This window comes from Variovorax sp. NFACC27 (assembly GCF_048301545.1).
Classification (GTDB): Bacteria; Pseudomonadota; Gammaproteobacteria; order Burkholderiales; family Burkholderiaceae_C; genus Variovorax; species Variovorax gossypii.
Genome location: NZ_CP157613.1, coordinates 7,241,995 through 7,264,670 on the forward strand (window position 1 = coordinate 7,241,995; position 22,676 = coordinate 7,264,670).

Genomic DNA, 22,676 nt, shown 5'->3' on the forward strand with positions numbered 1-22,676 from the left:
GGTCTTCGGCGGAAGACGGAAGAAATTCCATTCCGCGAACGGACTTCGGTTCCTCCTCACGGCGCTTCATCGCGTCGTTAAGCGCTCCCTCGAGGAGCGCTTTTTTTTGCCCGCGCCCCCGCCTCGCGCTGGGCCGGACACAGTCGCCGCGCAGTCAATGCCACGTAACAAGGCATCGATGTAATCAGATTGATCAGATTTGTAAACCTCCTCCCGCCCACATCCTCCCCGCCCGACGCGGCGGGAGAAATCGATCTCCAGTGACCTCCGATCTCCGCACTCCCCGCTCCACCAACGTCCTCGGCCGCCGCCTGCTCGCCACCTTCGGCATCGTTCTGCTGCTGACGCTCGCCGGCTCCGGCATCGGCATCCGCGCGCTCTCCAAGGTGGACGAGGCGACGCGCGAGGCCATCCGGCAGCACGGCGTCTCGGAGCGCATGGTGGTGGACGCCTATCGCCTGCAGTCCATCAACGCCGAGCGCTACAAGGCGATGGCGCTGAGCTCCGAGCCCGAAGTCGGCGAGATCCTGGCCGCGGACATCCAGGCGACCGAGACGAAGTACGCCGGGCTGATGCAGCAGGTGTCGCAGCGCCTGCGGAGAGCCTCCGACCGCGAGCTGCTCGAGCGGGCACAGGCCGCGGGCAAGGACTTCGGAATCGCCGTCAAGGAGCTCGTCGCCGCGCGCGACTCCGGCCTCACCGAACGCATCCGCACGGTCTACGCCCAGCGCTTCCAGCCGGGCTCGGCCGCCCTGCTGGAAGCCCTGTCGCGACTGGCGCTCGCGCAGCGCGAAGCCATCGACGAGGCCGGCAGCAACGTCGAGGCGCTGAGCGCCTCCGGCCGCCTGGCACTGGTGGTGTTCGGCGCGGCGGCCCTGCTGCTCGGCGCGGTGCTGGCGCAGTGGCTGGTGCGCAGCATCAGCCGGCCGATCCGCGCGGCCGGCGAAACAGCCGGCCGGGTCGCGAGCCTCGACCTGCGCCAGGACATCGAGGGCCATTCGCGCGACGAAGCCGGCCGGATGCTGCTGGCGCTCGGTGCGATGCAGGGCTCCTTGCGCGAACTGGTCCTGCGCGTGCGCGAGTCGGTGCAGGGCGTGCGCGTGGCGGCGAACGAAATCGCGCACGGCAATTCGGACCTGTCGGCGCGCACGGAGGAAGCCGCGTCCAGCCTGCAGCAGACCGCCGCGGCGCTCGAGCAGGTGATGCGCAAGGTCGAGCAATCGAGCCAGGCCGCGGGCCGCGTCGAGCAGATGGCCGGCGCCGCGGCATCCGTGGCGGCGCGGGGCGGCGAGGTGGTGTCGCAGGTGGTCGGCACCATGCAGGACATCCATCGCGCGTCGCGCAAGGTGGCCGACATCACCGGGGTGATCGACGGCATCGCGTTCCAGACCAACATCCTCGCGCTCAACGCCGCCGTCGAGGCGGCGCGTGCGGGCGAGGCGGGGCGCGGCTTCGCGGTGGTCGCGTCGGAAGTGCGGCAGCTGGCCACGCGCTCGGCCTCGGCGGCGCGCGAGATCAGGAGCCTGATCGACGACTCCGTGCAGCGCATCGAAGCCGGCACCGTGCTGGCCGACGGCGCGGGCCAGACCATGGGGCGCATCGTGGCGTCGATCGGGGAGGTCGCCGACACCGTGGGCGCCATCACGGCGGCGACCCGTTCGCAGACGCACGACGTCGCGCAGATCAACGCCGCCGTCGCGCACCTGGACCGGATGACGCAGCAGAACTCGGCGCTGGTCGAGCAGTCTGCAGCCGCGTCGGAAGGCCTGCGCGATCAGGCACGCAGCCTCGACGCGCTGATCAGCCAGTTCGTGCTGCCGGGCGATGACGGCAAGGCCGCGGCGGAAGATGCGCAGTGGCTGCCCGCACGCGCGGACGCCCCGGCCCGCGCAGTGCGACTGGCGACGGCACGGAAGGGCCGCCTGCTGCCGGCCTGAACACTGTCACCCTGTCCGCCTCAGCGGATCAGGCTCATCGGCGCGACCTGCGGCGTCACCTTCGCCTCGGTCGCCGTCAGCAGCTGGCCGTTCGATTCCTTCCAGCACATGAGGTTGGTGATGCCCGAGCCCGCCGGGCCCGGTGCCTGTATCGACACCGCCTTCCACCCCTTGCACGCGCCGCCCACGGTGGTGGGCCGGTCCAGAAACACGTAGTCGGTGCCGGCGTCGATGCGCATCACGCCGACCACGCCGGGCGGAAGCGGCTTGCGCGTCTGGGCGGACGCCGCGCATGCGGCCGTGGCCATGACGATGCCCAGTAAGAAGATGCTGCGCCCCATGCGTGCTGCTCCGGTGTTGCCGAAGGTCGATGTTACTTTTGCGCCCCTTCCGGCATCGCGGCGCATGCCCCCTGCCCCCATTCCCTCCCCAATTTCGGTTATGGATCGAAGACGTCCGAGTCGCTCCAATCGGCGCCTTGCGGCCGCGATCGGCGTGCCGCGCTGGAACTGTCTTCAGAAGAATCGACGAGGAGCTCGGGCATGGATCGGAGAAGGTTTGCACTCACCGCGGTGGGCGTCGCGGTATTGAGCGGTTGCGGTGGTGGCGGCAGCGGAGGCGGTGGCGGATTCGCCTTCCCGCCCGTCGGCGCGCCGCCCGCCCCCGCGCCGGGCGAACCTCCGGCACCTCCCGCGCCGCAGCCGCCGGCCCCGCCCGCGCCCAACCCACCGGCACCGGCTCCCGTTCCCGAGCTTGCAACGCCGACCTCGCTGCCCGCATCGACGATCCTTTCGCAGAGCCTCGCCATCCACGACGACGACATCAACGCCGCCGTCGGCCCCGGCCAGGCGAACTTCTGGGACCTGACGCCCGACTTCAGCATCGGGAACGGCTGGAACGGCCAGTTCGCCGGCTCGGGTTCAGGCGCGGGTTCGGGCGCATTGACCTTGGGCGTGACCGTGGGTGGCGGCTTCGCGGGCTTCAAGATCAACCAGACCTTCGCCGAACTGACGCCGCTCGGCCCCGAGATGACAGCGGCCGACGGCCTGAAAGTGGTGTCGATCACGACCGACCCGCAGTTCCAGTCGAACGGCGTCGCGGCATTCCTGCACGCGGTGCCCGATGCACGGCTGCAGCAGACCCTGGACCTGCGGCAGACCACCGGCCGCGTGAGCCTCGGGTGGACCGGCAATTGGGGCGTGGAGCGCGGCAACTTCCACGACGAGTCGGCCTTCATGCAGGTGGTGCTGCGCGACACCAGCGGCGGACTGCTCTCCACGCTCTTCAGGGTCGACAGTAATGGCCAGTCGGGCCCGTGGGGGTTCGCCTGGCTCACGTCCTATATCGGCCAGGTGGTGGTGCTGTCGTTCGAGCAATGCAACCGCGGCCAGGGCACGTCGATCGAGATGGTGTCGGTGGACGACGACGCCGCGCGCAGCTTCATCGTCAACGGCGACTTCAGCAGGGGGCTGACAGGCTGGACCGTGTCGCCCACTCGCGGCGCGCAGAACATCCGATCCGGCGTGAGGACACTGCGCGGCCTCGACGTGCAGCGCACCTTCTACGCGCAACCCGACCAGGCATGGGGGCGCATGACGGACACCTTCCACAACCCCTCGGCATCGCCCATCACGGCAAAGGTGACGTACACCAGCTTCCTGGGCTCCTACGGCGCGGGCGTGATCTATCCACCGGCGGGCGCGCCGCAGAAGGCGCTGGCGGTGTGGGACGGCCTGGGCAAGGGCCGCGACGCGGGCTTCGTCTTCGGCGCGGCGGACCACGTGGACTACGCCTCGACCTCGGCGCTCAACAGCTCGGACGGCAGCAACGTGGTGACGATGGATTTCGACATCACCGTGCCGGCCGGCGGCACGGTCACGCTGGCGAATTTCCTGATCCTGACGGGCACGAACACCTGGATCGGCGCCGCGGGCATCGCGACCCGCGCCACCGATGTGGACGCGCAGGCCGCCGCCATCGCCGCGGACTTCCGCACCAATGTGCTCTACCAGCGCGGCCTGACGCAGCTGCAGCTCGACACGCTGAAGAACTTCTGAGCAGCAGGGTGCGGGTGCCCCGCGGCACTCACACCACGCGGTGCTCCTGCACCACGAAGGCCGTGATCTCCGCCAGGAAGGTGAGCGCATGCGCCATCGTCACCTGCCCCTGCGGCGAGGCGAAGGCGGCGTTCAGCGTGTCGGTGCTCTCGAACCACAGCTCGACGATGCCGTCTATCGGCAGTTCCGCATAGCCGCAGGGCGTGCCCTTCACGAGCTCGCGCGCCGTCACCACGTTCTGGCGGTAGCCGCTCACGCCGGGCATGCGGCGCACATGATCGGCGTGCACCTTCCATTCGCGGCGGAAGTCGTCCTCCGACTGCTCGATAGGCCGGCGCAGCAGCGAGATGCGCTTGAGCAGGCCCTCGGGCTTCGGCGGCAGCGCGATCACCTCGGTCTGCGCGACGGTCACGATGTGCAGCCCGCCGAGAAAGCGCTCCTCGTCGGCGCGGATGGCTGCGGCGAGCTCGCCGCGGTTGAAGGCCGCGTCGGCCTGCGCGCTCTCGTCGAAGCGCAGTTGCGAGAAGCCGTCGAAGTCCCACGGCCCGCGTGCGAAGTCGATGCCGCGCTGCAGCCGGTCGAGCACGAGGTTCTGCCGGTAGCCGCGCAGCGTGGGTAGTTGCGCCACCAGCGGGCCGTGCCTGTCGCGCCAGTGGTCGCGGAAGGCCTCGTCGGTCCATTCAGGTTTCCTGCGGATCAGGCCCATGCGCAGGGTCGTCGGTTCGGTCATCTGCTTGTCTCCTCGTTGTCAGGTTGCTGTTGTTCGCGGGCTCCAGCGCGCGCACGCGCAAGGCCGGGCGCGCGCTTGGCCAGCCACACGCCATGGCGCACCGGCCAGAGCTCGAAGCCAGGGTCCGCGCCGAGCGCGGCGGCCGCGTGGTGCGGCCAGTAGGGGTCGAACAGGGCCTCGCGGCCCAGCGCGATCAGGTCGGCGTCGCCGGCGGCGAGCACGGCTTCGGCCTGCTGCGCGTCGACGATCATTCCCACGGCCTGCGTGGGCACCTGCGCCTCGCGCCGGATGCGCGCCGAGAACGGCACCTGGAAGCCCAGCCCGCGCGGCACCGGCAGCGCACGCGTCTCCTCGGTGAGCCCGCCCGAGGAGCAGTCGATCACGTCGACGCCGCAGCGCTTGAGTTCGCGCGCGAGCACCACCGAGTCGTCGAGGCTCCAGCCGTCGAGCGTGCCGTCGACCGCCGAGAGCCGGCAGAACAATGGCTTGTGCGCCGGCCATGCGGAGCGCACGCGCTGCGCGATTTCCAGCGCGAGCCACATGCGGTTGTCGCGGCTGCCGCCGAGTGCGTCGTCGCGATGGTTGGCGTTGGGCGACAGGAAGCTCGCGACCAGGTAGCCATGCCCGAAGTGCAGCTCGACCACGTCGAAGCCAGCCTTGTCCGCGCGCACCGTCGCATCGACAAAACGCTGCACCACCGCCGCGATGCCGTCGGCATCGAGCGCGCGCGGCGCCGACCAGCCCGGTCCCGCCGCGAGCGCGCTCGGTCCCAGGCGCTCCCACGGCTCCTCGTCGGCGGCCATGCGCGCATCGCCCAGCGCCGCGCCGCCTTCCCACAGCGGCTCGCTGCCGGCCTTGCGCCCCGCATGCGCGAGCTGCACGCCGATGGCGCCGCCCTGGGCATGAACGAAATCGACCACGGCCTTCAGCGGCGCGATCTGGCTGTCCTTCCACAGGCCGAGGTCGGCGGTGCCGATGCGCCCGCGCGGATCGACCGCGGTGCTCTCGGTGAGGATCAGCCCCGCCCCGCCGAGCGCGAACTTGCCGAGATGCACCATGTGCCACGGCGTGGCATGGCCATGGTCGGCGGCGTGCTGGCACATCGGCGAGATGACGACGCGGTTGGACAGCGTGAGGCCGCGCAGTTGCAGGGGCTGGAACAGCAGGGGAAGAGAGTCGGAAGACATGAATCGAAGGAATCAGGGCATCGGTCAGGACACGGTGGCCGCGGGAGACCGCGTGCCCAGCCAGGTGCCGCTCATCACGGCGGCGAAGCCGAGAAGGTGCCACCAGGTCAGCACCTCGCCGAGCAGCAGCGCCGCGAACGCGACGCCGAACACCGGCACCCAGTAGAGAAAGACGGCGGTGCGCGCCACGCCGATGACGGAGATGGCGCGGTTCCAGATCAGGTTGCCGGCGGCAGTGGCGGCCACGCCCGAGAACAGCACCAGCGCCCAAGGCCACGCCCCCGGAAAGATCTGCGCCGCGCCCAGCGGCGAGGGCCCGAGCAGCGTGTGCAGCAACAGCATCGCGGTGCCCAGGACGTAGATGCCCCAGCTCATCGACAGCGGATCGATCTGCCGCGCCAGGCGCTGCACGCCCACGCCGCCGACGGCGAAGCTCACCACCGAGAGCGCGAGCATCAGGTCGCCCAGGCCCGCGCTAGACAGGCTCGCGCCCGGATGGCTAAGCACTACAGCCGCGACGCCCGCGAAGCCGAGCGCCACGCCGAAGAGGCGCCGCGCCGTGAGCGCCTCGCGGAACACCAGCGCGGCCATCAGCGCCGACACCAGCGGACTCAGCGCCATGATCAGCGCGCCGTTGGTGGCGGTGGAGCGCTGCAGCCCCAGCGCGAACAGGATCTGGTTGGCATACACCATCAGGAAGCCGCAGCCGGCCAGCGCCGCGAGACGGCGCATGCCGAACACCGGCACCCCGCCGCGCCGCCACAGCACGATCGCGCTCAGCGCCAGGCAGGCCACCGCCATGCGCAGCGCCGCCAGCGGCAGGGTGTCGAAGAAACCCGTCAGCACCTTCACGGCCGACACGTTCACGCCCCACACCAGCATCGCCAGCAGCAGCCAGGCCTGCACGGCGGCGGGTGTCGCGTCCGGTGCGCGCGCGGCGGGGGCGGGATTCACCTCAGCCTTCGAGTTCGTTCCACATTTCGATGTCGCGCTCCGCAGTCCAGATGCGCGGATGGGCATAGCCGGTGGCCTCGTCGTACGCGCGGGTCACGTCGAAGGGCATGCAGTGGTCGAAGATCACCCAGTGGCCGTACGTGGGGCGCAGCGCCGCCACGGTTTCCTTGTAGATCGCGTTGAGCGTCTTGCCCTGCGCCACGCCGTTGTTGACCAGCGTGTACACGTCGGAGATGAAGGCGCGCGTGGAGGCGATGGCCTTGCGCACGTCGGCTGCGTTCTCCAGCGCTGCGCCGCGGCCGGGCACCAGCTTCTCGAAGCCGAAGCCCGCGAGACGGTCGAGCGTGGTGGGCCAGTCTCGGAAGTAGCAGTCGCCTGCGTAAGCCGTGCTCTGATATTCGACGAGGTCGCCCGCGAAGCAGATCTTCTGGTCTTCCAGGTAGGCGATGGTGTCGCCCTTGGTGTGGCCGCGGCCGACCTGCGCGATCTTCACTTCGAGCTTCTTGCCCAGCCACACGCTCATGGTGCCGTCGAAGGTCATGGTGGGCCAGGTCAGGCCCGGCGGCACCGATTCGACGTTGCGGAACAGGCGCGGGAAACGGCCGATCTCGCTGGCCTTGTCCTGCTCGCCGCGCTCGACGATCAGGTCGTAGGTGTCGCGGCTGGCGATGATCTGCTCGGCGCCCTCCTTGAAGTAGGCCGACGCGCCCAGCACGCGCACCGCGTGGTAGTGCGAGAGCAGCACGTACTTGATCGGCAACGGCGTCACTTCGCGAATGCGGCGGATCACGTCCTGCGCCATCGCGGGCGTGGCCTGGGTGTCGACCACCATCACGGCCTCGTCGCCGATGAAGATGCCGGTGTTCGGGTCGCCCTCGGCGGTGTAGGCATACGCGTTCTCCGAGAGGCGGGTGAAGGAGACCTTCTTTTCCTCGAGGTCGGCGTGGCTGGCGAATTTCTTGGTGGTCATGGGAGTTCCTTTGAAATGAGCGATGGAAGTCAATGCGTGCCGAGGTACGCGGACTTCACCTTGGGGTTGTCGAGCAGCTCGCGGCCGGAGCCTTCGAGCGTGATGCAGCCGGTCTCGAGCACGTAGGCGCGGTCGGCCACGCCCAGCGCCTGCTTGGCCATCTGTTCCACCAGCAGGATGGTCAGGCCCGAGCTGCGCAGCTGACGGATGGCGTCGAAGATGTCCTTGATGATGAGCGGCGCGAGCCCCAGCGAAGGCTCGTCCAGCAGCAGCAGGCGCGGCTCGCTCATGAGCGCGCGGGCGATGGCCAGCATCTGCTGCTCGCCGCCCGACAGCGTGCCCGCGTGCTGGTTCTGGCGCTCCTTCAGGCGCGGGAAGCGCGCGAACTCGCGCTCGATGCCACGCGCCACGAAGGCCTTGTCGTTGCGCCGCGAATAGGCACCGAGCATGAGGTTCTCGCGCACCGTCTGGTCGGGGAACACGCCGCGCCCCTCGGGCGACAGCGCCACGCCCAGGCCCACGCGCTTGTGCGAAGGCACGTTCGTGCTGTCGTTGCCGTCGATCAGCACGCGGCCCTCGGCCACGGGCTCCAGCCCGACGATGCTTTTCAGCAGCGTGCTCTTGCCGGCGCCGTTGGCGCCGATGATGGTGACGACCTCGCCCGCGCGCACTTCCAGGCTCACGCCCTTGACGGCCTCGATGGCGCCGTACGAGACCTTCACCGATTCAATCTTCAACATGGTGTTCCGGTCTTTCTGCTCAGGCGGCCACGGCATGTGCCTGCGGTTCTTCTTGCTCGTCGTCGACGCCCAGGTAGGCCTCGACCACGCGCGGATTGGCCTGCACTTCGGCGGGCTTGCCCTCGGCGATCTTGATGCCGTAGTCGAGCACGATCACGTGGTCGGAGATCGACATCACCAGGTCCATGTGGTGCTCCACCATCAGGATCGACACGCCGCACTTGCCGATGCGCAGCAGCAGTTCGCCGAGCTCGGCGGTTTCCTGCGGGTTCAGGCCGGCGGCCGGTTCGTCGAGCAGCAGCAGCTGCGGTTCGGTGGCCAGCGCGCGCGCAAGTTCCACGCGGCGCTGCAGGCCGTAGGGCAGGCTGCCGGCGGGCCAGTGCGCGAGGTGGCCAAGGTCCACGAGGTCGAGCAGCTGCAGCGCACGATCGCGCGTCGCCTTCTCCTGCCGGTTCGCCGTTGGCCATGCAACGAGCGACGACAGGAAACCGTTGCTCATGCGGCTGTGGCGGCCGAGCATGACGTTGTCGAGCACCGAGAGATCCGCGAACAGGCGCAGGTTCTGGAAGGTGCGGCCCATGCCCAGGCAGCAGATGGTGTGCGCCGGCTGGCCCACGATGTTGCGGCCCAGGAAGCGGATGGATCCCGCGTCGGGTTCGATCACGCCGGTGAGCATGTTGATCATCGTGCTCTTGCCCGCGCCGTTCGGCCCGATGAGCGCGTGGATGTGGCCGCGCTGCAGGCGGAACGACACGTCCTGCGCCGGCTTCACGCCGCCGTACGACTTGGTCACGCCCTGCACCACCAGCAGCTCGCCTTCGCCGCCGGGGCCGATCTGGCCCGGCACGCCGTTGCCGCCCGCGCCTTCGCCGCGATGGCGCGACTTCATGAACCACTTGTTGAACAGGCCCACCACGCCGCCAGGCATCACGTACAGCGCGAACAGCAGCAGGAAGCCGTACAGGAAATGCTGCGCCGAGGGCCAGCGCGCCAGCAGCGCGTCGGTCAGCGTGAGCAGCACCGCGCCCACCAGCGGACCGTACATCGAGCCCGCGCCGCCGAACAGCACCAGCAGCAGGATGAAGATCGACAGGTGGAAGGTGATGAAGTCGGAGTTGATGTACTGGTTCTGCTGGGCCACCAGCGCGCCCGCGATGCCGCAGGTGACGGCAGCGACCACGAAAGCCATGACCTTTGCGCGGTACACGCGCACGCCCACGGAAGACGAGGCGATCTCGTCCGCCTGCAGCGACAGCAGCGCGCGGCCGAAGCGACCGTTCAACAGGTTGCGCAGCAGCAGGTGCATCGCCGCGCACAGCACGATGCCGAGGATGACCCACTGCGTGGTGTCCAGCGGCGCGCCCTTCCAGGTCAGCGGGCGGATGCCGTAGATGCCCTGCGCGCCGCCGAACACGTCGGTCCATTCGCCCACGAGCTTCTCGACCACGATGCCGAAGGCCAGCGTGACCATGGCGAGGTACGGCCCCTTCACGCGCAGCGAGGGCAGCGCGATGAGCACGCCGCACAGGCCCGAGATGACGGCGGCCAGCGCGAGCGCGAGCCACGGGTCCATGTCGGTGCGCGAGGTCAGCAGCGCGACGCCGTAGGCGCCGGCCGCGAACAGCCCGGCCTGGCCCAGCGATTTCTGCCCCGCGTAGCCCACCAGCACGTTCATGCCGGCGGCGCAGAGGTAGTAGACGCACATCATGAAGGCGATGCGCAGGTAGTAGTCGTTGCCCGACATCGAGACGATGCCGCAGAGCACCGCGGCGACCAGCACCACGGCCAGGGGATGGGCCAGGCGCTTCATACCTTCTCCACCGTCGTGCGGCCGAACAGGCCCGTTGGGCGGAAGGCCAGCACCAGGATGACGAGCGCGAACACCGCCACCTCGCGCCACTGCGCCTGCCAGAGATTGACCATCGACTCGAGCACACCGAGCAGGAAGCCGCCGATCACGCAGCCGCGCGGGTTGCTCAGGCCGCCGATCATGGCGCCCGAGAAGCCCTTGAGCCCCACGGTCAGTCCCATGAAGAGCGAGGCCTGCGCGATGGGCGCGAGCAGGAAGCCCGAGAGCCCCGCCAGCGCCGAGCTGACGACGAAGGCGCCGATCATCATCGCGTTGGTGTTGATGCCCATGAGGCTGGCGACGTTGCCGTTCTGCGCCACGGCGCGCATCGCCTTGCCGATCATGGTGTTGTTCATGACGCGGTCGAAGCCGAGCATGACGACCACCGCCACGCCCAGCGTGAGCAGTTCCTGCGGGCGCACGCCCACGCCGAACATGCGGATCACGGTGTCGCCCACGGGCGCGGGCACCACCACGGGCTTCGGCCCCCAGATGGCGAGCCCCACGCTCTGCAGGATCACGCCGAAGCCCAGCGTGCTCATCACCCACGCCATGCCGGGGCGGCCGGCGAAGGGCCGCACGCCCAGCACGTAGAGCAGCCAGCCGAGCAGCCCCATCACGCCGAGCGCCGCCAGCAGCGCGAAGAGCTGCGCGCCCGCGCCGGGCACGGCGTCGCCGAAGGTGGTGGAGCTCAGCGGCTTGCCCAGCACCAGGAACAGAGCGCTCATGCCGATGAACGCGCCGGCCGAGACGAACTCGCCGTGCGAGAAGTTCAGCGTCTTGGTCGTCGTGAACGTGATGCTGAATCCGAGCGCCACCAGCGCATAGGCACCGCCGACGGCGAGCCCGCTGATGAGCGCCTGCAGGAGCGCTACAACCATGGTCTGTGTCTCTTCTTGCTTCTTGCTTTGCTTACTGCTTGAAGTCGGCCGGCTTCAGGCCGTCGATCAGCGCGTCGTTGTAGGGCAGCAGCTTGCCGTCCTTCCAGCGGATCCAGACCAGGTCCTTGGCGGTCAGGGCTTCGTGGTTGGTCTTGCTGAAAGGCTTCTCGTAGGTCTTGAGCACGCCTTGCACCGGCGTCTTCAGGTCTTCGAGCGCGGCGCGCACTGCCGCGCCGTCAGTGCTGTTGGCCTGCTTCATGGCCTGGGCCAGCAGCTGCATCGAGTCATAGCCGTGCAGCGCGAAAGAGAACGAGCCCGGTGCCTTCAGCTTGGTGCCGATGCGGTCGAACAGCTTCTGCTGCGCGGGCGTGCGCGTCTCGCTCACGGTGCGCATGAAGATCGGCTTCTCCGCCAGCGCCTTGCCGGCGGCGTCGTAGAAAGTGATGTTGTCGGCGGCCCAGGAGGTGAGCGTGAGCGGGAAGTAGTTGATCTTCTCCATGCTGCGCACCAGTTGCGCGATGGGCGTGCCCTGCGCCCACACCACCACGGTGTCGACGTTGGCGGCCTTCATCTTGCTCAGCTGCGAGGTCATGTCGGTGTCGCCGACGCCGAAGCGCTCGGTGGCCGCGATCTTGATGTCCTGCAGCTTGGCGATCTCTTCCATGTCCTTCAGGCCGCCCTGGCCGTAGCCGGTGGTCTCGGCCATCAGGCCCACCACCTTGGAGCCGGCAGTGTTCTTCTTCACGTAGGCCATGAGCGCGGCGACCTGCTCGCGGTCGACCATCGACACGCGGAACATGTAGTTGTCGGCGCCGGGGCTCATGGGCTTGGTGATGTCGGTGCCCGAGCCCACGTTGCCCAGCACGGGAATCTTCTTCTGGTTGGCGATGTGCTTCCACGCCATCGCGTTGCCCGAGTTGGTGGGGCCGAACACGGCGACCACCTTCTCGTTGTCGATCAGGTCGCTCATGTTCTGGATCGACTTGGGCGGTGCCGACACGTCGTCGCGCGTGACCAGCGCGAGCTTCTTGCCCAGCACGCCGCCGGCGGCGTTGATGTCGGCGATGGCCGCTTCCATGCCCAGCACCGCGGCCTGGCCGCTCTGCGCCGAGGGCGACGCGGAAAGGTCGCCGTTGTAGCCGACCTTGATGTCCTGCGCCATGGCACCAGTGGTGCCTGCCGCGAAGGCGGCGAACGCGGCCGTGGCGAGCAGCGTCTTGTACAGACGGATGGTTTTCATTTTTTGTCTCCTGAGGTTGACGGACGAGGAAGCGGAAAAGAGAAAGGGAAGGAAGCGCGGCTCAGACGGCGAGGAAGCCGCCGTCCACCGGCAGCACGATGCCGGTGACGTAGCGCGACATGTCGCTGGCCAGGAAGATCACCGGCCCGACCAGGTCTTCGGTCTGGCCGACGCGGCCCATGGGGATGCGCGTCATGAACGACTCCAGGCGCTGCGGGTTCTCGCGGGTGGCGGCGGTCATGGGCGTCTCGATCACGCCGGGGGCCAGCGCGTTGACGCGCACGCCGGCGGGCGCGAGCTCCTGCGCGAGCGACTGCGTGAGCATCTTGATCGCGCCCTTCGACGGCGAATAGCCCAGGCTCGCGCCCTGCCCCGCGTAGGCGGCGATGGAGGCGATGTTGATGATCGAGCCCTTGGTCTGCTTGAGCACTGGGATGAAGGCCAGCGTGGTGTTGAAGGTGCCGTGCACGTTCACGTCGATGGTCTTCTTCCAGTTGGCCGCTGCGTTCGGGCTGCTGGTGTTCTCGCGGATGATGATGCCGGCGTTGTTGACCAGCAGGTCCACGTTGCCGATCTCCTTGCCCACGCGCTCGGCCAGCGCCTGGCAGGCCTCGGGCGCGGTGACGTCGAGCACGAAGGACCAGGCCTCGCCGCCCGCGTCGCGCACCAGCTGCGCGGTTTCGCGCACGGTGGCGTCGTTCATGTCGGTGACGACGATGCGGGCGCCGGCCTGCGCCAGGCCCAGCGCGAGCGCGCGGCCATTGCCCTGCCCCGCGCCGGTGATGAAGGCGAGGCGGCCTTCGAGCAGGCGTGGTGCGACGTTGGATGGAAAGGCCATCGGTGTCTCCTTCTTTCTATCTATGTGTGTATGAAGCTCAGGCGGCGCGGCTGACCGGCACGGCCTCGCGCTGCTCCAGCTTCAGCTGCGCCGCCGCCTTGGCTTCGGCCTGCGCGACCTGCAGCCCGGCGACGTAGCCGAAGGTCAAAGCCGGGCCGAGCGTGATGCCGGCGCCGGGGTAGTTGCCGCCCATGACGCTGGCCGCGTCGTTGCCCACCGCGTAGAGGCCCTTGATCGGCTGGCGGTTGGCGTCGAGCACGCGGGTCTTCTCGTCGGTGACGAGGCCGGCGAAGGTGCCGATGTCGCCGATCACCAGCTTGATGGCGTAGTACGGGCCGTTCTCCAGCGGCGCCACGCACGGGTTCGGCGTGATGTTGGCGTCGCCCTGGTAGCGGTTGTAGGCCTTGCTGCCCTTGCCGAAGGCGGGGTCGTCGCCGTTGCGCGCACCCTTGTTGAACTCCTGCACGGTGGCTTCGAGCGTGGCCGGTGCGATGCCGAGTTCCTTGGCCAGTTCGCCGATGCTGGCGCCGCGCTTGAGATAGCCGCTCTTGAGATGCCGGCCGATGGGCAGCGGCGCGGGAGCGACGCAGCCCAGGCCGTAGTCGCGCAGCGCCTTGTGATCACACAGCAGCCAGGCCGTGACCTCGGGCTCGCCCTCGCAGGCCTTGACCATCGCCTGCACGAAGTCGTGGTACGAGTTGCCTTCGTTGGTGAAGCGGCGGCCCTTGGGGGTGACCGCGATCACGCCGGGCTTGGCGCGGTCGATGAAGTGCGGCATCACGCCCTTGCTGCCGTCGGGACGCGTGGTGACCGACGCCGGGACCCAGGCCGCGGCATGCGGAATGGTGCCGTCGACGCGGCCGCCCACGGCCTCGGCCAGTCGCAGGCCGTCGCCGGTGTTGGTGGACGGCGATGGCGAGTAGTGCTCGCGGCCGGTGGGTGCGTGCGGGAAGAGCTGCTTGCGGCGCTCCACGTCGTAGGGAAAACCGCCGCAGGCCAGCACCACGCCGCGCTTGGCGACCACGCGCACGTTCTGGCCTTCGTGCTGCACCACCGCGCCGGAGACGCCGTCGTACTCGACCACCAGCTTCTTCACGGGCGAGGAAAGCCACACGGGGATGTTCTTGTCCATCGCGGCCTTGGCCAGGCGGCCGGCCAGCGCGTTGCCGTTGGTCAGCGTCATGCCGCGGCCGTGGCGCAGCACGTCGAGGAAGTGACGGCTCAGGCGCTTGGTCACGTACCAGAACGAGGTCGGCGACTTGAAGGCCCGCATGAAGTGTTTGATCTCGGGGCCCGAGCCCAACATCATCCCGAACACGGTGAGCTCGGGCAGCGGCGGCGCCAGCTGCTTGATGCGCTTGCCGAGCTCGCGGCCGTCGAACGGGCGCGTGACCATCGAGCGCCCGCCCTGCTGGCCGCCGGGTGCCTCGGCGTGGTAGTCGGGGAAGACGGCCGGCATGTCGAACTGCACGCAGGTGTTGCGCGTGAAGAAGTCGATGGCCTTGGGGCCCATGTCGAGGAAGGCGCCGACGCGCGCGGCGTCGAAGTGCGTCGTGGTCTCGTGCTTCATGTATTCGAGCGCGGCGCCCTCGGGCTCGTGGATGCCCTGCTCCGTGGCCAGGCGCGTGCCCGGAATCCACAGCCAGCCGCCCGAGCGCGCGGTGGTGCCGCCGAAGCGCGGCTCCTTCTCGACCACCAGCACCTTCAGCCCCTGCGATGCCGCGGTGACCGCGGTGGCCATGCCCGATGCGCCGCTGCCGACGACGAGCACGTCGCATTCAAAAGTGTTCTGTTCCATGTCTCTGTCTGTTCGCTCGTTTGTGTAAGACCAAAGTTGCGCCGCAGTTTAGGCAGCGAGATTGATATGGTCAAGTGTCTTCGTTACTATCAGATGATCAATCATCATCGATTGAACACGACCATATCAGTAGAAACCCCGATGGCTATACTCGCCCCCACTCTCACTCCCCACGCCGGGCGCCCCATGGAAAAGCCAAGACGTGGCATTCAGTCCGTCGAAATCGGAACGCAACTGCTGGTGGCGCTCGGGCGCCACGTGGCGCCGATGGCGCTGCGCGACCTGGGCAAGGCCGCGGGCGTGCCCGTCGGCAAGGCACACCCCTATCTCGTCAGCTTTCTGAAGGTCGGCTTCGTCGTGCAGGACAGCGCGGGCCGCTACGAACTGGGCCCGCTGGCGCTGCAGCTGGGGCTGGCCAAGCTGCAGCGGCTCGACCCGATCAAGGAGGCGTCGCCCCTCATCGAGCAGCTCGCCTCCGAGACCGAGCAGAGCATCGCGGTGGCCGTGTGGGGCAACTTCGGACCGACCGTGGTGCGGCTGGAGGAGCCGATCCATCCGCTGCACGTGAACCTGCGCACCGGCACCGTCATGTCGCTGGCCTACACCGCGACGGGCCGGCTCTTCGCGGCCTACCTGCCGCCCAAGGTGGTCGAGAAGATGATGCTGGAGGACCTCGCGCGCGCACGTCCGGCGGACGGCCGCGGCTCCACCGTGGAGCTGTCGCGCGCGGAGATCGAGGCGCTGCTGGTCGAGACGCGGCTGCACGGCATGTCGCGCACGCTGGGCCAGCCGATCCCGGGCATCGACGCCTTCTGCGCGCCGGTGTTCGACTCGACCAACAACCTGGTGCTGGGCATCACCGCCATGGGCCCCGAAGCCACCTTCGACCGCGAATGGGACGGCCGCGTGGCGGCGCCGCTGAGGGCCTGCGCGCTGGAGATCTCGCGCCGCCTGGGCTTCGTGCCCACGGGCGAGCAGCCCTGAGCACGGGGCGCCACCGCCCCTTCAACAAGAAAAAAGGCGCTTCGTGAAGCGCCTTTTTTCATGGTTCCGAAGAACCGGTCAGTGCGTCTCGCGGCGCAGCTGCTGCACGTCTTCATGCAGCGAGTGCGCCCAGGCGCGCCGGTCGCGGCCTTCCGGATCCTGCGGCTCGCCGAATCGCACGATGGCCAGCAGCGGCGGCGCACGCAGCGTGTTCCACAGCGAGACGACGAGGTTGTCGTCGTCGATGTAGCGCGGCGCCTGGCTGGTCTCGCCGGTGGCGGCGTCGGCGAAGCGCAGCGCGGCGGGCAGCACCGGCGCGCCCGAGGAAATGGAAGCCTGCAGCAGGTTGGCGTGGAAGGGCAGCAGGCCGTGGCCGTCGCTGGTCGTGCCCTCGGGGAACACGCCGATCAGGTCGCCGTTGCGCAGCGCGTCGGTCATGTGGTGCACCACGCGCAGCGCGTCGCGGCGGCGTTCGCGCTCGATGTAGAGCGTGCCCGAGCCGTTGGAGAGCGTGCCGATCAGCGGCCAGCCCTTCACGTCCGACTTCGACACGAAGCGCACGTGCCGCGCCGCGTGGATGGTGGTGATGTCCAGCCACGAGAGGTGGTTGCAGATCAGCAGCACCGGCCCCTTGGGCGGCGGCGTGCCCTGCACCACCAGCGTGATGCCCATGAGCTCCAGCATGCGCCGCGACCAGGCCTGCACGCGCGCGTTGCGCTCGAGCTGCGACAGCTTCGGAAAGGTGAAGCGGATCGTCCACCAGCCCGAAGCCGCGTGCGCCACCGCGCGCGACAGGCGCCAGCAGGCTTTCAGCGAATGAATCATCGAACGGGCCCCTTCCCCGCTACGTCAATGCGCGATCGCGGAACACCGCGGAACCGGCTCTGCCGGGTCGCCGGTGTTGCCCCCTGCAAGGGGGTTGGCGTAGCGACACGAAGTGCGCGAAGACTGGGGGTGAGCGTCATCTCAGCCGTGGACGATGCGGCCCGCCACCAGCGTGTGGCGCGCGCGGCCCTGCAGCGGATAGCCGGCGAAAGGCGTGTGCTTGCCCTGGCTCCTGAGCGCGCCGGGCTCCACCTGCCATTCGAGCGCCGGATCGGCGATGCACAGGTCGGCCACGCCGCCTTCCTGCAGGCGGCCGATGCCGGTGCCCGCATCGGCGGCGCTCAGCAGGCGCGCGGGCGCGGAGGTGACGACCTCGATGGCGCGCGCGAGGCCCGCGCCGCTGCGCTCGCCCCACTGCAGCGCGAGCGGCAGCAGCAGCTCGAGCCCGGTCGCGCCGGCCTCGGCTTCGGCGAAGGGCAGCGTCTTGGCGTCGGCCTCGACCGGCGTGTGGTCGGACACCAGCGCGTCGATGGTGCCGTCGGCCAGCGCGGCCGAAAGCGCGTCGCGGTCGGCCTGCTGGCGCAGCGGCGGGTTCAGGCGGGCGCGGCTGTCGAAGTAGCCGATGTCGGTGTCGGCCAGGTGCAGCGAGTTGATGCTGACGTCGCAGGTGATCGGCAGGCCCTGGGCCTTGGCCTGGCGCACCAGTTCCACGCCGCGGGCGCTGGAGATGCGGCACAGGTGCACGCGCGCGCCGGTGGCCTTCATCAGCTCGACGATGGTGAAGATGGCGATCGTCTCCGCCGACACCGGCACGCCCGCCAGGCCGAGCCTCGTGGCCAGTGGGCCGCTGGCGGCGACGCCCTTGCCGAGGTCGCGGTCCTGCGGGCGCAGCCACACGGTGTAGCCGAAGGTGCTGGCGTACGACAGCGCGCGCTGTAGCACCTGCGTGTCGGCCAGCGGCACGTCGGCCTGGCCGAAGCCGATGCAGCCGGCCTCGGTGAGTTCGGCCATCTCGGTCAGCACGCCGCCGGCCAGGCCGCGCGTGAGCGCGCCCAGCGGGAACAGGCGCGCGGCCTGCAGCTTCTCGGCGCGGAACTTGAGCATCTCGACCAGGCCGGGCTCGTCGAGCACCGGGTCGGTGTCGGGCGGGCACACGAGGCTGGTGACGCCGCCCGCGATGGCCGCGGCCATTTCGCTCTCGAGCATGCCCTCGTGCTCGTAGCCGGGCTCGCGCAGGCGCGCGGCCAGGTCCACGAGGCCGGGCGTGACGATGCAGCCCGAGGCGTCGATGGTGCGCCCGGCCTGGAAGCCGGCGGGAATGCTGCCGCCGATGCCGGCGATCTTGCCGTCGGCGATGGCGATGTCGGCTTTCTTGTCGGTGCCCGACGCGGGATCGACGACGCGGCCGTTGGTGATGTGGATGTTCATGCGTCTGTACTTCCGGTGACAGTCATGGCCTTTTCGGGAAACACCGTGGAACCGGCTTCGCCGGGCCACTGGTGTTGCCCCCGGTAGGGGGTTGGCGAAGCGACACGAAGTGCGCGAAGACTGGGGGCGAGCAACATTTCTATGCTTCGTTGCCTGCGACGATGCTCATGACGGCCATGCGGACTGCGATGCCGAAAGTGACCTGCGGAAGGATCACGCTCTGCTTGCCGTCGACCACGGCGGAGTCGATCTCCACGCCGCGGTTGATGGGGCCGGGGTGCATCACGATGGCGTCGGGCTTGGCCAGCTGCAGCTTTTCCTGCGTGAGGCCGAAGGTCTTGAAGAACTCCTGCGACGAGGGCAGCAGCGCGCCGCTCATGCGTTCGTTCTGCAGGCGCAGCATGATGACCACGTCGCAGTCCTTGATGCCCTCCTCCAGCGTGTGGAACACGCGCACGCCCATGCCGGCCATGTCGCTCGGCACCAGCGTCTTGGGGCCGACCACGCGCACCTCGGCGCAGCCCAGCGTGGTGAGCGCGTGGATGTCGGAACGCGCCACGCGCGAATGCAGCACGTCGCCGACGATGGCGACCGTGAGATTCGAGAAGTCCTTCTTGTAGTGGCGGATCGTGTACATGTCGAGCAGCCCCTGCGTCGGGTGCGCGTGGCGGCCGTCGCCGGCATTCACCACGTGCACGTGCGGCGCGACGTGCTGCGCGATCAGGTAGGGCGCGCCCGACTCGCTGTGGCGCACCACGAACAGGTCGGCGGCCATCGCGCTCAGGTTGGCGATGGTGTCGAGCAGCGACTCGCCCTTGGTGGCCGAGGAGCGTGCGATGTCGAGGTTGATGACGTCGGCGCTCAGGCGCTTGGCCGCGATCTCGAAGGTGGTGCGCGTGCGGGTGCTGTTCTCGAAGAACAGGTTGAACACGCTCTTGCCGCGCAGCAGCGGCACCTTCTTCACCTCGCGGTCGCTCACGCTCGTGAAGTTGGCGGCCGTGTCGAGGATGTGCGTGACGATGTCCTTGGGCAGGCCCTCGATCGACAGCAGGTGGATCAGCTCGCCGTTCTTGTTGAGCTGGGGGTTTCGCTTGTAGAGCATTACTTGCTTTCCTCCACCTTGAGGCTGAATGCGCCGTCGGCGGCGCGGGCCAGCGCGAGCAGCTGCGAGTTCGGCAGCGTGAGCTTCTCGGCCGCGAAGTCGGCGGCAACCGGCAGCTCGCGCCCGCCGCGATCCACCAGCACCGCGAGGCGCACGCTGGCCGGGCGACCGAAGTCGAACAGCTCGTTGAGCACCGCGCGGATGGTGCGGCCGGTGTAGAGCACGTCGTCGAGCAGCAGCACGTCGGCGCCGTTCACGTCGAAGGGCAGCGAGGTTTGCGCGCTGGCCGAGAGGCCGCGGCGCGAGAAGTCGTCGCGGTGCATGGCCGACGAGATGACGCCGGGCGCGCCGGGCAGGCCCAGGTCCTTCTGCAGCCGCTCGACCAGCCAGGCACCGCCGGAGGTGATGCCCACCAGCTTCGTTTCGGGGCGCATCAGCGGCTTCACGCCGGCCAGCAGCTTCGTGTAGAGCGCTTCGGCATCGGGAATTGAACTCACGGGAGACTCCTCAGAAATTGCTCCAGGATGATGCAGGCGGAGGCCGCGTCGGCGTCGCGCGCGCCCGAGGCCAGCGCCTCGGTGGTGCTGTAGCGCTCGTCGACCTCGAACACCTGGAGATTGAAACGGCCGCGCAGCTGGCGCGCGAACTTCTGCGCGCGGCGGGTGTTCTCGTGCTCCGCGCCGTCGGGGTGGTAGGGCACGCCGATCACCAGCGCGTCGGGCTGCCATTCCTTGATGCGCGCCCCGACCTGCGCGAAGCGGGCGTCGCCCTCGGCCTTGATGGTGGGTTGCGGGGTGGCGGTGCGCAGCAGCCGGTTGCCGGTGGCCACGCCCGTGCGCTTCAGGCCGAAGTCGAAGGCCAGGAAGCTCTGGAAATGGGCGGGAACAGCGGCAGATGCCGGGGACTGAGCGCTCTCGGACATTGCCGGACCCCTCACAGGGGGCCGCCGCGCACGGCCGCCCGAAGCGGCCGGCCCGCCCCCGGTAGGGGGTTGGCGAAGCGACACGAAGTGCGCGCAGCCTGGGGGCGAGCCAAGTTCATCATGCGTGTCCGGCGTCGGGGGACAGCTTCCAGGCCTCGAGGCCCAGCAGCATCAGCGCCTTGTCGTAGCGCTGCTCGATGGGGGTGTCGAAGATCACGGCCGGGTCGGCGCCCACGGTGAGCCAGCTGTTCTCGGCCAGTTCGGACTCGAGCTGCCCTTCCCCCCAGGCCGCGTAGCCCAGCGAGACCAGCACCTTGCGCGGGCCCGCGCCGGTGGCCAGGGCCTCCAGCACGTCCTTGGAGGTGGTCATCTCGAGCCCGCCGGGGATGGTCATGGTCGAGGCGTAGACGGATTCCTCGGGCTTCTCGGCCTGGGTGAAGACCGGTTCGTGCAGCACGAAGCCGCGCTCGGTCTGCACCGGGCCGCCCTGGAAGACGGGGGCTTCGCCCAGCTCGGGGCGGGCCAGGTGCAGCTCGATCTTCTCGAACAGCACCTTGAGGTTGATGTCGCTGGGCTTGTTGATCACAAGGCCGAGCGCGCCGCGCTCGCTGTGCTCGCAGAGGTACACGACGCTGCGGTTGAAAGTTTTGTCTTCCATCCCGGGCATCGCTATCAAAAAGTGATGCGTGAGGTTCATCGGGGCAGAATCGGCGGCCATATGCCCCCGATTTTACTGGCCGTCGACAAGACCTATCCCAAAGGGCTCATGTGGTTCCGCCGCGACCTGCGCGTGGACGACAACGCCGCCCTCTACCGGGCGCTGAGGGCCTGCCGGCAGGTGCTGTGCGTCTTCGTGTTCGACAAGGCGATCCTGGACGCCCTGCCCACGGTCGACCGGCGGGTGGAGTTCATCCGCGAGTCGCTGGTGGAGCTCGAGGCCGAGCTGCGCGCCCTGGGCGGCGGGCTGATCGTGCGGCACGCCGTGGCGGCGCAGGAGATTCCGGCGATTGCCCGGGAGCTGGGCGTGCAGGCGGTGTTCGCCAACCGCGACGACGAGCCCGACGCGCTGGAGCGCGACGCCAAGGTCTTCGGCGCGCTGGCCAATGCCGGCGTGACCTTCCACACCTACAAGGACTCGACCGTCTTCGACCGCGACGAGGTCATGACCAAGATCGGCCAGCCCTACACCGTGTTCACGCCCTACAAGCGGGCCTGGCTGGCGAAGCTCGATTCCTTCTTCCTCAAGTCGTACCCGGTGCGCAACCACGTCGACGCCCTGGTGCCGTCTCCGCAGGCCTGGGGCGAGCCGGTGCCCGCGCTGCGCGAGATCGGCTTCGAGAAAAGCAACCTGTCGACGCTGGAGATCCCCACCGGCACCCGCGGCGCCGGCCAGCTCTTCGAGGATTTCTTCGAGCGCATCGACCGCTACGACCAGGCGCGCGACTTCCCCGCCGTGCGCGGCCCCAGCTACATGGGCATCCACCTGCGCTTCGGCACGGTGTCGATCCGGCAGATGGCGAGCCTGTCGCACCAGCTCTCGCTGCAGGGCAACACGGGCGCCGCGACCTGGCTGAGCGAACTGATCTGGCGCGAGTTCTACTTCCAGATCCTGGCGCACTTCCCGCACGTGCACAAAGGCGGCGAGTCGAAGAGCTTCCGCCCCGAGTACGACAAGATCCAGTGGCACCACGGCAAGCACGCCGACCAGCTCTTCGAGGCCTGGTGCCAGGGCCGCACCGGCTACCCGCTGGTGGACGCGGCCATGCTGCAGATCAACCAGAGCGGCTACATGCACAACCGCCTGCGCATGGTGGCCGCAAGCTTCCTGTGCAAGGACCTGGGGCTGGACTGGCGGCGCGGCGAAGCCTACTTCGCGCTGCACCTGAACGACTTCGAGCTGGCCTCGAACAACGGCGGATGGCAGTGGGCCAGCTCCAGCGGCTGCGACGCCCAGCCCTACTTCCGCATCTTCAACCCGGTGACGCAGAGCGAGCGCTTCGACCCCGAGGGCAAGTTCATCCGCCGCTACCTGCCGCAGCTGGCGGGGCTGTCGAACGCGGCGATCCACGCGCCGTGGCTGGCCTCGCCGGTGGAACTGGAAGCCGCCGGCGTCAAGCTCGGCGAGACCTACCCGAAGCCGGTGGTCGACCACGCCGAGGCGCGGGAGAAGACGCTGCAGCGCTACGGGGTGGCACGGGCGAAGAGCCTGCAGAAATGAAAAGGGGCCCGCAGGC

General features: G+C 69.0%; 21 protein-coding genes. 4 read left to right on the forward strand and 17 right to left on the reverse strand.

The genetic code is table 11. The features are described 5' to 3' along the window. The first annotated feature begins 260 nt into the window (after positions 1–260). Positions 261–1,937 (forward strand): methyl-accepting chemotaxis protein, encoded by a 1,677-nt coding sequence (locus ABL840_RS33935; RefSeq protein ID WP_093304472.1) that lies wholly within the window; start codon positions 261–263, stop codon positions 1,935–1,937. 20 nt (positions 1,938–1,957) lie between these two features. Here the strand turns inward: ABL840_RS33935 and ABL840_RS33940 are convergent, their stop codons facing one another. Then, positions 1,958–2,278 (reverse strand): hypothetical protein, encoded by a 321-nt coding sequence (locus tag ABL840_RS33940; RefSeq protein ID WP_093304474.1) that lies wholly within the window; start codon positions 2,276–2,278, stop codon positions 1,958–1,960. A 201-nt stretch (positions 2,279–2,479) separates the two neighbouring features. Between ABL840_RS33940 and ABL840_RS33945 the strand changes: the two genes are divergently transcribed. Next, the gene (locus tag ABL840_RS33945) at positions 2,480–3,994 is read left to right on the forward strand and encodes a hypothetical protein (RefSeq protein WP_176947541.1); all 1,515 of its coding nucleotides are present in this window, start codon (positions 2,480–2,482) and stop codon (positions 3,992–3,994) included. 28 nt (positions 3,995–4,022) lie between these two features. Here the strand turns inward: ABL840_RS33945 and ABL840_RS33950 are convergent, their stop codons facing one another. From ABL840_RS33950 to ABL840_RS33995, 10 genes are all read right to left on the reverse strand, one after another. After that, a complete protein-coding gene (locus tag ABL840_RS33950; RefSeq protein ID WP_093304478.1) occupies positions 4,023–4,724 on the reverse strand; it encodes an EthD family reductase in 702 nt (233 codons plus the stop codon). Next, positions 4,721–5,911, reverse strand: a complete 1,191-nt coding sequence (locus ABL840_RS33955; RefSeq protein ID WP_093304480.1) for an NADH:flavin oxidoreductase/NADH oxidase — start codon at positions 5,909–5,911, stop codon at positions 4,721–4,723. The genes ABL840_RS33950 and ABL840_RS33955 overlap by 4 nt, the downstream gene beginning before the upstream one ends. A 24-nt stretch (positions 5,912–5,935) precedes the next feature. Continuing rightward, positions 5,936–6,865, reverse strand: a complete 930-nt coding sequence (locus ABL840_RS33960; protein WP_418116100.1) for a DMT family transporter — start codon at positions 6,863–6,865, stop codon at positions 5,936–5,938. A 1-nt stretch (position 6,866) separates the two neighbouring features. Continuing rightward, positions 6,867–7,835, reverse strand: a complete 969-nt coding sequence (locus ABL840_RS33965; RefSeq protein ID WP_093304482.1) for an MBL fold metallo-hydrolase — start codon at positions 7,833–7,835, stop codon at positions 6,867–6,869. Positions 7,836–7,864: 29 nt separating this feature from the next. Beyond that, positions 7,865–8,575 (reverse strand): ABC transporter ATP-binding protein, encoded by a 711-nt coding sequence (locus ABL840_RS33970; RefSeq protein WP_093304749.1) that lies wholly within the window; start codon positions 8,573–8,575, stop codon positions 7,865–7,867. 19 nt (positions 8,576–8,594) lie between these two features. Beyond that, positions 8,595–10,385, reverse strand: a complete 1,791-nt coding sequence (locus tag ABL840_RS33975) for an ABC transporter permease subunit (RefSeq protein ID WP_093304484.1) — start codon at positions 10,383–10,385, stop codon at positions 8,595–8,597. After that, positions 10,382–11,305: a branched-chain amino acid ABC transporter permease gene (locus ABL840_RS33980; protein WP_093304486.1), complete on the reverse strand. Its 924-nt coding sequence runs from the start codon at positions 11,303–11,305 to the stop codon at positions 10,382–10,384. Before ABL840_RS33980 ends, ABL840_RS33975 begins: the two co-directional genes overlap by 4 nt. Positions 11,306–11,336: 31 nt before the next feature. Then, positions 11,337–12,545 (reverse strand): ABC transporter substrate-binding protein, encoded by a 1,209-nt coding sequence (locus ABL840_RS33985; protein WP_093304488.1) that lies wholly within the window; start codon positions 12,543–12,545, stop codon positions 11,337–11,339. 61 nt (positions 12,546–12,606) lie between these two features. Next, on the reverse strand, positions 12,607–13,383 hold the full coding sequence (locus ABL840_RS33990; protein ID WP_093205600.1) for an SDR family NAD(P)-dependent oxidoreductase: 777 nt from the start codon (positions 13,381–13,383) through the stop codon (positions 12,607–12,609). Positions 13,384–13,420: 37 nt separating this feature from the next. Then, a complete protein-coding gene (locus tag ABL840_RS33995) occupies positions 13,421–15,181 on the reverse strand; it encodes an FAD-dependent oxidoreductase (protein WP_093304489.1) in 1,761 nt (586 codons plus the stop codon). A gap of 186 nt (positions 15,182–15,367) precedes the next feature. On the opposite strand from ABL840_RS33995, the gene ABL840_RS34000 reads away from it, so the two are divergent. Then, the gene (locus tag ABL840_RS34000; protein ID WP_093205606.1) at positions 15,368–16,165 is read left to right on the forward strand and encodes an IclR family transcriptional regulator; all 798 of its coding nucleotides are present in this window, start codon (positions 15,368–15,370) and stop codon (positions 16,163–16,165) included. Between the two features lie 78 nt (positions 16,166–16,243). Here ABL840_RS34000 and ABL840_RS34005 read toward each other — a convergent pair whose 3' ends face one another. The 6 genes from ABL840_RS34005 to ABL840_RS34030 form a co-directional block, all read right to left on the reverse strand. Next, a complete protein-coding gene (locus ABL840_RS34005; RefSeq protein WP_093304491.1) occupies positions 16,244–16,990 on the reverse strand; it encodes a lysophospholipid acyltransferase family protein in 747 nt (248 codons plus the stop codon). Positions 16,991–17,131: 141 nt separating this feature from the next. Beyond that, the gene (locus tag ABL840_RS34010; protein ID WP_093304493.1) at positions 17,132–18,418 is read right to left on the reverse strand and encodes a dihydroorotase; all 1,287 of its coding nucleotides are present in this window, start codon (positions 18,416–18,418) and stop codon (positions 17,132–17,134) included. A gap of 139 nt (positions 18,419–18,557) precedes the next feature. After that, positions 18,558–19,520, reverse strand: coding sequence for an aspartate carbamoyltransferase catalytic subunit (locus tag ABL840_RS34015; protein WP_093205614.1), 963 nt, complete (start codon positions 19,518–19,520; stop codon positions 18,558–18,560). Next, positions 19,520–20,017, reverse strand: coding sequence for a bifunctional pyr operon transcriptional regulator/uracil phosphoribosyltransferase PyrR (gene pyrR / locus ABL840_RS34020; RefSeq protein WP_093205616.1), 498 nt, complete (start codon positions 20,015–20,017; stop codon positions 19,520–19,522). The genes ABL840_RS34015 and pyrR overlap by 1 nt, the downstream gene beginning before the upstream one ends. Then, entirely contained in the window at positions 20,014–20,442 is a 429-nt protein-coding gene (ruvX, locus tag ABL840_RS34025; RefSeq protein ID WP_093304495.1) for a Holliday junction resolvase RuvX, read from the reverse strand. The genes pyrR and ruvX overlap by 4 nt, the downstream gene beginning before the upstream one ends. 118 nt (positions 20,443–20,560) lie before the next feature. Next, positions 20,561–21,160: a YqgE/AlgH family protein gene (locus tag ABL840_RS34030; RefSeq protein ID WP_093205621.1), complete on the reverse strand. Its 600-nt coding sequence runs from the start codon at positions 21,158–21,160 to the stop codon at positions 20,561–20,563. Here ABL840_RS34030 and ABL840_RS34035 point away from each other — a divergent pair, their 5' ends adjacent. Beyond that, the gene (locus ABL840_RS34035) at positions 21,161–22,660 is read left to right on the forward strand and encodes a cryptochrome/photolyase family protein (RefSeq protein ID WP_093304497.1); all 1,500 of its coding nucleotides are present in this window, start codon (positions 21,161–21,163) and stop codon (positions 22,658–22,660) included. The last annotated feature ends 16 nt before the right edge of the window (positions 22,661–22,676 follow it).